4 protein-coding genes are annotated in these 6,410 nt (G+C 62.0%); all 4 read right to left on the bottom strand.

What is annotated here, in order from left to right; all coding sequences use genetic code 11:
* Positions 1-133: 133 nt before the first annotated feature.
* The 4 genes from AB0O58_RS22190 to AB0O58_RS22205 all read right to left on the bottom strand — a co-directional run bounded on the left by AB0O58_RS22190 (position 134) and on the right by AB0O58_RS22205 (position 6,287).
* Positions 134-1,906 carry an AAA family ATPase gene (locus AB0O58_RS22190; protein ID WP_366238815.1) on the bottom strand — a complete coding sequence of 591 codons (1,773 nt, stop codon included), beginning with the start codon at positions 1,904-1,906 and terminating at the stop codon, positions 134-136.
* 153 nt (positions 1,907-2,059) lie between these two features.
* The gene (locus AB0O58_RS22195; RefSeq protein ID WP_366238816.1) at positions 2,060-2,524 is read right to left on the bottom strand and encodes a hypothetical protein; all 465 of its coding nucleotides are present in this window, start codon (positions 2,522-2,524) and stop codon (positions 2,060-2,062) included.
* 93 nt (positions 2,525-2,617) lie between these two features.
* The gene (locus AB0O58_RS22200) at positions 2,618-4,288 is read right to left on the bottom strand and encodes a hypothetical protein (RefSeq protein ID WP_366238817.1); all 1,671 of its coding nucleotides are present in this window, start codon (positions 4,286-4,288) and stop codon (positions 2,618-2,620) included.
* A 169-nt stretch (positions 4,289-4,457) separates the two neighbouring features.
* Positions 4,458-6,287, bottom strand: a complete 1,830-nt coding sequence (locus AB0O58_RS22205) for a hypothetical protein (RefSeq protein WP_366238818.1) — start codon at positions 6,285-6,287, stop codon at positions 4,458-4,460.
* Positions 6,288-6,410 lie beyond the last annotated feature (123 nt).

Consider the following 6,410-nt stretch of genomic DNA (forward strand, 5'->3'; position numbering starts at 1 on the left):
ATCTCCGTGTGAAGGGTCGACCCGGACCCTGCTGACACCTGCGAACGGCCCTATCGAGCACCTGCTGAAATATTACACTGATATGTCGGAAGATCCGACACTAATTCTCTGTTAGGTTCGTGATCCGCGCCGGTCACCGGCCTCGCTGATCGGCCCGAACCCTGGGGCGAGCCTTGGACTTACGGAGTTCGAGGTTCTCGGCCCGCATCTCCCCGTGGATCTCGAGCAACAGGATCTTGTCCTTCGGATGAGCGTTGATGTATTTCGCCACCTCGACCTTGATCTGCCCCTGTAGGGCCCGCATCGATTCGCGCGCACCTCCGGCGTCCGCGGATGCCTCCCCCACGTCGATAGCCAGATACTCGATCACCCGAGGATGGATGCCGAGCTTCACGTCATGCTTGTTCCACACGTCCCTCTGCAGCTCGTCCAGGCCGCGCTGCAGGATCTTTCGTTTGGTGGCGTCCGATAGCGGTTGGAACGGGACGATCCGGTCCAAACGTCCGAGCAGCTCCGGCGGGAAGTCGTTCGCACTGCGGATCGAGTTTTCGATGGCCTTCATGTAGTCCTGAAGACCCTCGCCCGAACCCGTGTCGTCGGAGGCGTAGTCACTGATCGTGTTGAACACTTCGCTGCCGGCATTTGTCGTCAGAACGATGTAGCAGTCCAAGAAGCTCACCTGCCGACCGGAATCGTCACTGAGCCGTCCGTCGTCGAGAACCTGCAACATCAGTCGCAGCACCATGCGGGATGCCTTCTCGATCTCATCGAGCAAGATCACCGCGTCACCCATCGACACGACCTTCTTGGTCAATTCGGACCGAAACAGGTCCATCGATGAGTCCAGCGCAAACTCGGACATGTCGAATCGGATGAGCCTGTTGAGGTCGTCTGCGAACAGCAAATCCACCAGCTGCTTGGTCAATTCGGTCTTCCCGACACCAGTGCTGCCCGTCAAAAGGAACCGCCCCTTCGGCCGTTTGCGGTCGTGCAGTCCCGCCACAACCAGCTGCAACTGGTCCGACACGATGGTTGTCGCCAGGTCCTGGGCATACACCTTCTCGTCCAGGCCGGCCTTGATCGACGATCCGTCGATGGCGAACTCGAGATTCACGCCGGTCGACTGGCGAAGGACCTTCGACATCAACGCCAGGGACATCGGTGCACGGGTCTGCCTATGCCACCCGATCATGCCGTCGAGAATGCCGATCGCCTTACGTGGCTGCACCGAGGAAGGAATGTATCTGTTGGTGACGTCGTGGATCTCTCCGAAGAGCCCGTCGTTGCGAGCGAACTGGTCGGAAACTCCCGCTTCTTCCGCGAAGCTGCGCAGGATTTCGATCGTCATGTCCCGACTGGCCGGTGTCAGATTGACGCGCTGCAGGCGTTCGTCGAGTGGTTTGTTCGGCCGTATGTGCTCGATCCACTCCTCGAACGTCGTCGCTGCGATGATCTTCAACCCTCGCGAACCCGATGCTGCGAGTACAGGTTTGAGTGCTTCTACGGCTGCGGGAGACATCTGCACGATCTGGTGAAACTCGTCGATGAAGAGAACCAGCTCCCGACTCTCGGCCATAACGTAGGCTTCCGCCTCGTCGAAGAGTCCTTTGATCTCTCCGGCCATGTGATCGGCAAGACCCACTCCACCGTTCATTCGTGCCAAATCGACTTCGAGATAGATCCGATCGGGGTCGTGGAGCATCGTGTCCTGGACCAGGACTGTCTTTCCCGCGCCGGCCGGAGCCAGCAGCAGGATGTTGGACAGCCGAGGGCGGCTGAGCGAAGCCAGCACCTGTTGACGCTCGTCCTCACGGCCGATGATTCGGCCGACCGGCGGTAGCAGAGCCGCAGTGTATTTCGCCAGCAACGGATACGCCCCCGGGTCGATCACTCTGCTCGAAGTCATGGCCTCGACCATCGTCTCTCTTTTCTTCGGAGTATATGGATCCAATTACTTATTGGTCACCCTAACACCGGCTCTGAACAGGCTAGATACTCCTTCGGAGAATCTCGGGCAATAATTGGATTCGGTTCTCACGAGCAGCGTTGACGACTCGGTTCACCTGTACTTCAGTTCATCGAACAGCCCTGCTTGCACGATCGCGTCGGCATCGGCGGCGTCATAGCCTCCGAACTCGCAATCCGCTCCATTGGAGCTGTTCTGACAACGCAAACGTGCATGGCCCCGAACCGCCTCAGTGTCGCGATCCGCCGGGTATTCAGGGTTGGTGTACTTCACCCTGCCCGATGCGATGAGACGAATACCCCTGGCCACGATGTCGATGTCGAGCTCGTGACCGACCTCGTACCGTGCGACAGTCCCACGGCCGGAACCTCTTCCGCGCGCCGCCATGTTCGACCAGTCCGACACCGTCTCGTGGATCGTGGCCGTAGGTCCGGTTGTTGTATCGAGAACACCGCATCGGTACTCGTGAACCTCCGCCCACTTTTCAAGGCCGCTCTCGATTGCACAGCTCAGAAGGCTCGACAGGAACTGTGTGCGTTCGGCAGTACGTGCGGTCATGTCATCTCGTCTTTCTCGTGTTCGCCCTGTCGAAGCAGGACAGCCCCGCAGCGATCGCGCTGCGGGGCTGTCCTGCTGGTGCGGGGTTGGTGCTCAGGCGCCGAGGATTCCCGGAATCAGATCGCCGAGTGCAGCCTGTGCATCGTTGACTGCCTGACGGACGGGCTCGGGGGCCGTGTCCAGTGCCGCCTGTGCCGGCTGTGGCAGCACGGAAACCGGTGCGCTCACGGCCTTCGATGCCGGTACGGTGGCGATCTCGGGAGTCAACTGTGCCGCAACGACTGTCGGCGCTACGCCGAGCCCCGGCAGCGGCTCGCCAACTCGGTTGATCTCGTTCTGCTGGTCCACGCCCTCGCGGTTCGGCTCATCCCAGGGATCGGGTGTCGAGCTGGTCGGATATGGAGTCCGTTCGGCACGCACCGACTGATCTGCGATGTCGCCATCGGGGTTGTACTGCGCGGTCGCGGGGTCACCCCCGGCAATTTGACCGAACACCGCTCGAAGGCCGTTCTGGACCGGCCCGTTCTCGTTTTCGAGGAAGTCCTTGACCACGTCGCCGGCACCCGGCAGCGTCTTGTCCATCTCGCCGTAGAAGAACTGGTCACGCTGTTCCTCGGTTGCGCCGAGCCACCGCTCTTCGCCGAGCTTGAGAACGTAGGTGTTGTCGTCCTTGATCTGGACATTGACGTGTGCCTCTTCCGGCAGAACCCAGCCGCCCGGAAGCATATTCGACTTCGTTGCATCCCAATCGAATTCGAGGGCGTTTGCCTTGGGCGTGATGACACCCTGCCCGTCGCGATAGGTCCAAGGCTGATCGATCGGGACATTCGGGTCTCCGCCGCCGAACAACGAACCCAGGCCCACACCCGCAGCTGCAGCGGGAACTCCGACGAGAAGACCACCTGCTACACCGCCCGCCAATGCTCCTACTGCGGTGCCGATTCCGGCTCCCGCGAGAGCGCCGACGCCAATGAATGAGCCGTAAAGACCTGTACCCGCTACCGGGAACAACGCGTTGAGCGGAAGACCCAATGCAGCCGCGGTGCCCGCACCTGCTGCCAGGCCGCCGAGAGCGCCGACGCCTGCCCCGACAAGCGCTCCAGGGACCACGCCGACAGCGAAGCCTGCAGCGCCGCCGACTCCTCCGCCGATGATTCCACCGACGGTCATCGACGCGGCCCGGCGATCCGCCTCTTCTGCGGAGAAGCCCTGACTGAGCCAGAACTGTGCCACTCGAGACTCGGTGTAGGCCGCCCAGCGGTTGATCGAGTTCATCTCGGCCATGGTCATCCACGGAGGCTTTTCCTCCTGGTATTTACCGACTCGCACCATGCCGGGTTCGGGCATGATCATGGGCGGCGGAGGCGGAAGTTGAACCGGTCCAATGAATGTGGGCTGGGGTGCCGGTGCCCAGTTCTGGATCGGAACATAGGTGGGCTTGTTGTTCGAGTACGGGTTCGGACGCCATCCGGACTCACTCGGCGGATCCGCGATCGCTCCCGGACCGACATCAGCAGTGGGCGGCGGCGTGGGGTTCGAGGTTCCTGGCATCGGGTTGCTCGCGCTCGGCGGAACCGGGTTGAACATTGGGTCTGCACCGGCGGTGCCTGCGCCGCCAGCCATGACAGCTAACGCCGTTCCGAATCCGACCAGACCGAGAGTGGTTCGACGAGGCGGTGCACTCAATCGGTGCATCCCCCGTTGGCCAGCAGCTCGCCGAGCGTGGCGGTTCGGCCGCGCCTCGGAGTTTCCGGCTTCGTTCATCTTCTGTTTCCTCCCGCTGAACGCCGAGATCAACCAACCCCGGCAATACCACTACGTTTCGGTACGCGGTTGCGCACCCAGACCCGAGGTCGAGAATAGCATAAGGACAAACTTTATATGCTTCTGGAGAGTTACGTCGGAAACTGTATCGCCGCAGCTCCGAGGGCCTTCAGGAGGCCTGGCGCAAAAGAAAGTACTTTCCATCCGAATATGTCGTGAAGAATTTCTGGCGGGCTTCTGTCTCCGGTAAGCCCGGCCACATGACCTTCAACACGACGTCGTATTCCTTGCCGACGACGACCGGGGTGATCGCGAGCTGATAGCGCGTCCCTTCGGGGTTGGCGTCGATCGCGTTCTGTGCCAATCCAGCGTCGGGGCGAGCGCCGGGCGCATACATCGCGACAGCCTCCGCGCCGGAACGCTTGACGTAGTACGCGTAGTCGTACGCAGCGATCACCGCTGCGCCGCCCTTCTGGCTACCGGGGTCCTCGGGCCCGGCCGGAACCGCAACGCCGACCACCTCGCCGTTTGTCGGTAGTGCCGCCGGTGTCGACGGGGACGGTTGGGTCGTAGTCGGAGCAGATGAGGGCCTCGACGATTCGGGCAACAAAATCGTCGGTACCTCTGTCTCATCCGACCGGCCTGACAGCACGATGGCCGCCACCAGTGCCACAACGATCACGCTGACCACCCCCGCCACCGTGAGGACTGCGGCCTTGCCCTTCTTCTTTTTGATCGGACGGTCGGCGATTCCACCCTCGTTCTGCCCCGTGGTCTCCTTGGCCCGCCCTGATACTCGAGCGCGTGAAGCGTCCCGTCGCTCGCGCTCGAGCCCTTTCTCTTCCTGCGCGGCTTCATCCTGCTCGCGTCTACGAGAAGTCTCTTCCGTCTTCGCCAGCGCCTCGCGCGCCCTGGCGACGTCCGCGCTCACTCCAGGCTCGGAGCTCTGACGATCCGTCCCGCGCAGATGTCCGGCCGCCTGACGTAGCTGATCCAATCGCGTGGCCGGATCGGCAGGGCGCGCGTCGGCCTGCTTCGCCGCCGCCGCCGCCGCGGCTCGACGCCGCGATGCTTCGGCCCCCGACCGTTCGGGAACAATGCCCAGTTCGGCCTGCACCACGCACGCAGCGCACTCGCAACGCAGGACGCCGCGCCCCATGGCTTCGACGAGCTTGGGCTCGCGCCGGTATCTCGTCAGCAAGGTCCTCCGGTGTCCCTCCAAACGGGCGGGCACCAGATGACCCTTGATCTTGTCTACGACCGTGTCAGGTCCGAGACGCGTTCTCTTGTCAAGGAATTCGTCGGTGATCTGCTTCGGCACCACGAACTTCTTCACCGGAAGGACTTTGCCGTCGGCGGCGTAGGTCTTGCCGACCTTGCCAGTCGCTGGGTCGGCGTATTTGCGTTCGTACAGAGTGCGTGCGTGAGCAACCGCCTCCTTGTAACTGCGCTTTTGACCTTCCTCGGTGAACGCGATGTACTCCGAACGAACCTTGTTTCTCACCCCGACCCACATCACCGAGTCCATCTCGATGATCTCCTCGATCCCGGCATTCTCGTCGCCGGCGCGACGTTCCCACGCCAGCGCCCCGTAGCCGATCAAAGCCATCACGACACCGAGCACAGCAGCGTAGAGCAGCGGCAGGCCTCCGATGATCACCATGCCGAACACGGCGAGCACGGTGATCGCTCCTGCGACCATGATGTGGACACGCCAGATGTTCTCCACCACACGAGCAACCACGACACGATGTCCGGTTGGCTCACGCCGCACCTGCCACAGCATCCGCTTGTTCCACCATGACACTTCCAGTTCGGTGTCTGGCCCCTCCGAGAACCGCTCGGTATTGATCGACCCGTCTTCCAGGATCGCAACGCCTCCAGGTGTCTCTTCCCCGGCCCGTCCCCAACGATTGGAGTTCGACGCCACAGGTTCGCCAAGACGTGCGGTCTGGTCGGTGCCGATGTCGCTCGGCAACCCGGAACTGTCACTGTTCACGACCGCAGATCCTGTTCTGATTTGTCTCGCATGATAGTCCCCACAGTTTATTCAGAACCTGCAAACAGGCCCTGTGACGCGGCAATTCGTGCCTTTTGGATAGTCTAGCGCGTTATTCAGGGA

The sequence above is a fragment of the Rhodococcus sp. NPDC080181 genome, from assembly GCF_040702225.1.
Lineage (GTDB): Bacteria > Actinomycetota > Actinomycetes > Mycobacteriales > Mycobacteriaceae > Rhodococcoides > Rhodococcoides fascians.

Bases quoted from the DNA above. Each gene is read 5' to 3' on its own strand.
- AB0O58_RS22195 (WP_366238816.1), bottom strand. From the start codon at position 2,524: ATGACCGCACGTACTGCCGAACGCACACAGTTCCTGTCGAGCCTTCTG.
- AB0O58_RS22200 (WP_366238817.1), bottom strand. From the start codon at position 4,288: ATGAACGAAGCCGGAAACTCCGAGGCGCGGCCGAACCGCCACGCTCGG.
- AB0O58_RS22190 (WP_366238815.1), bottom strand. From the start codon at position 1,906: ATGACTTCGAGCAGAGTGATCGACCCGGGGGCGTATCCGTTGCTGGCG.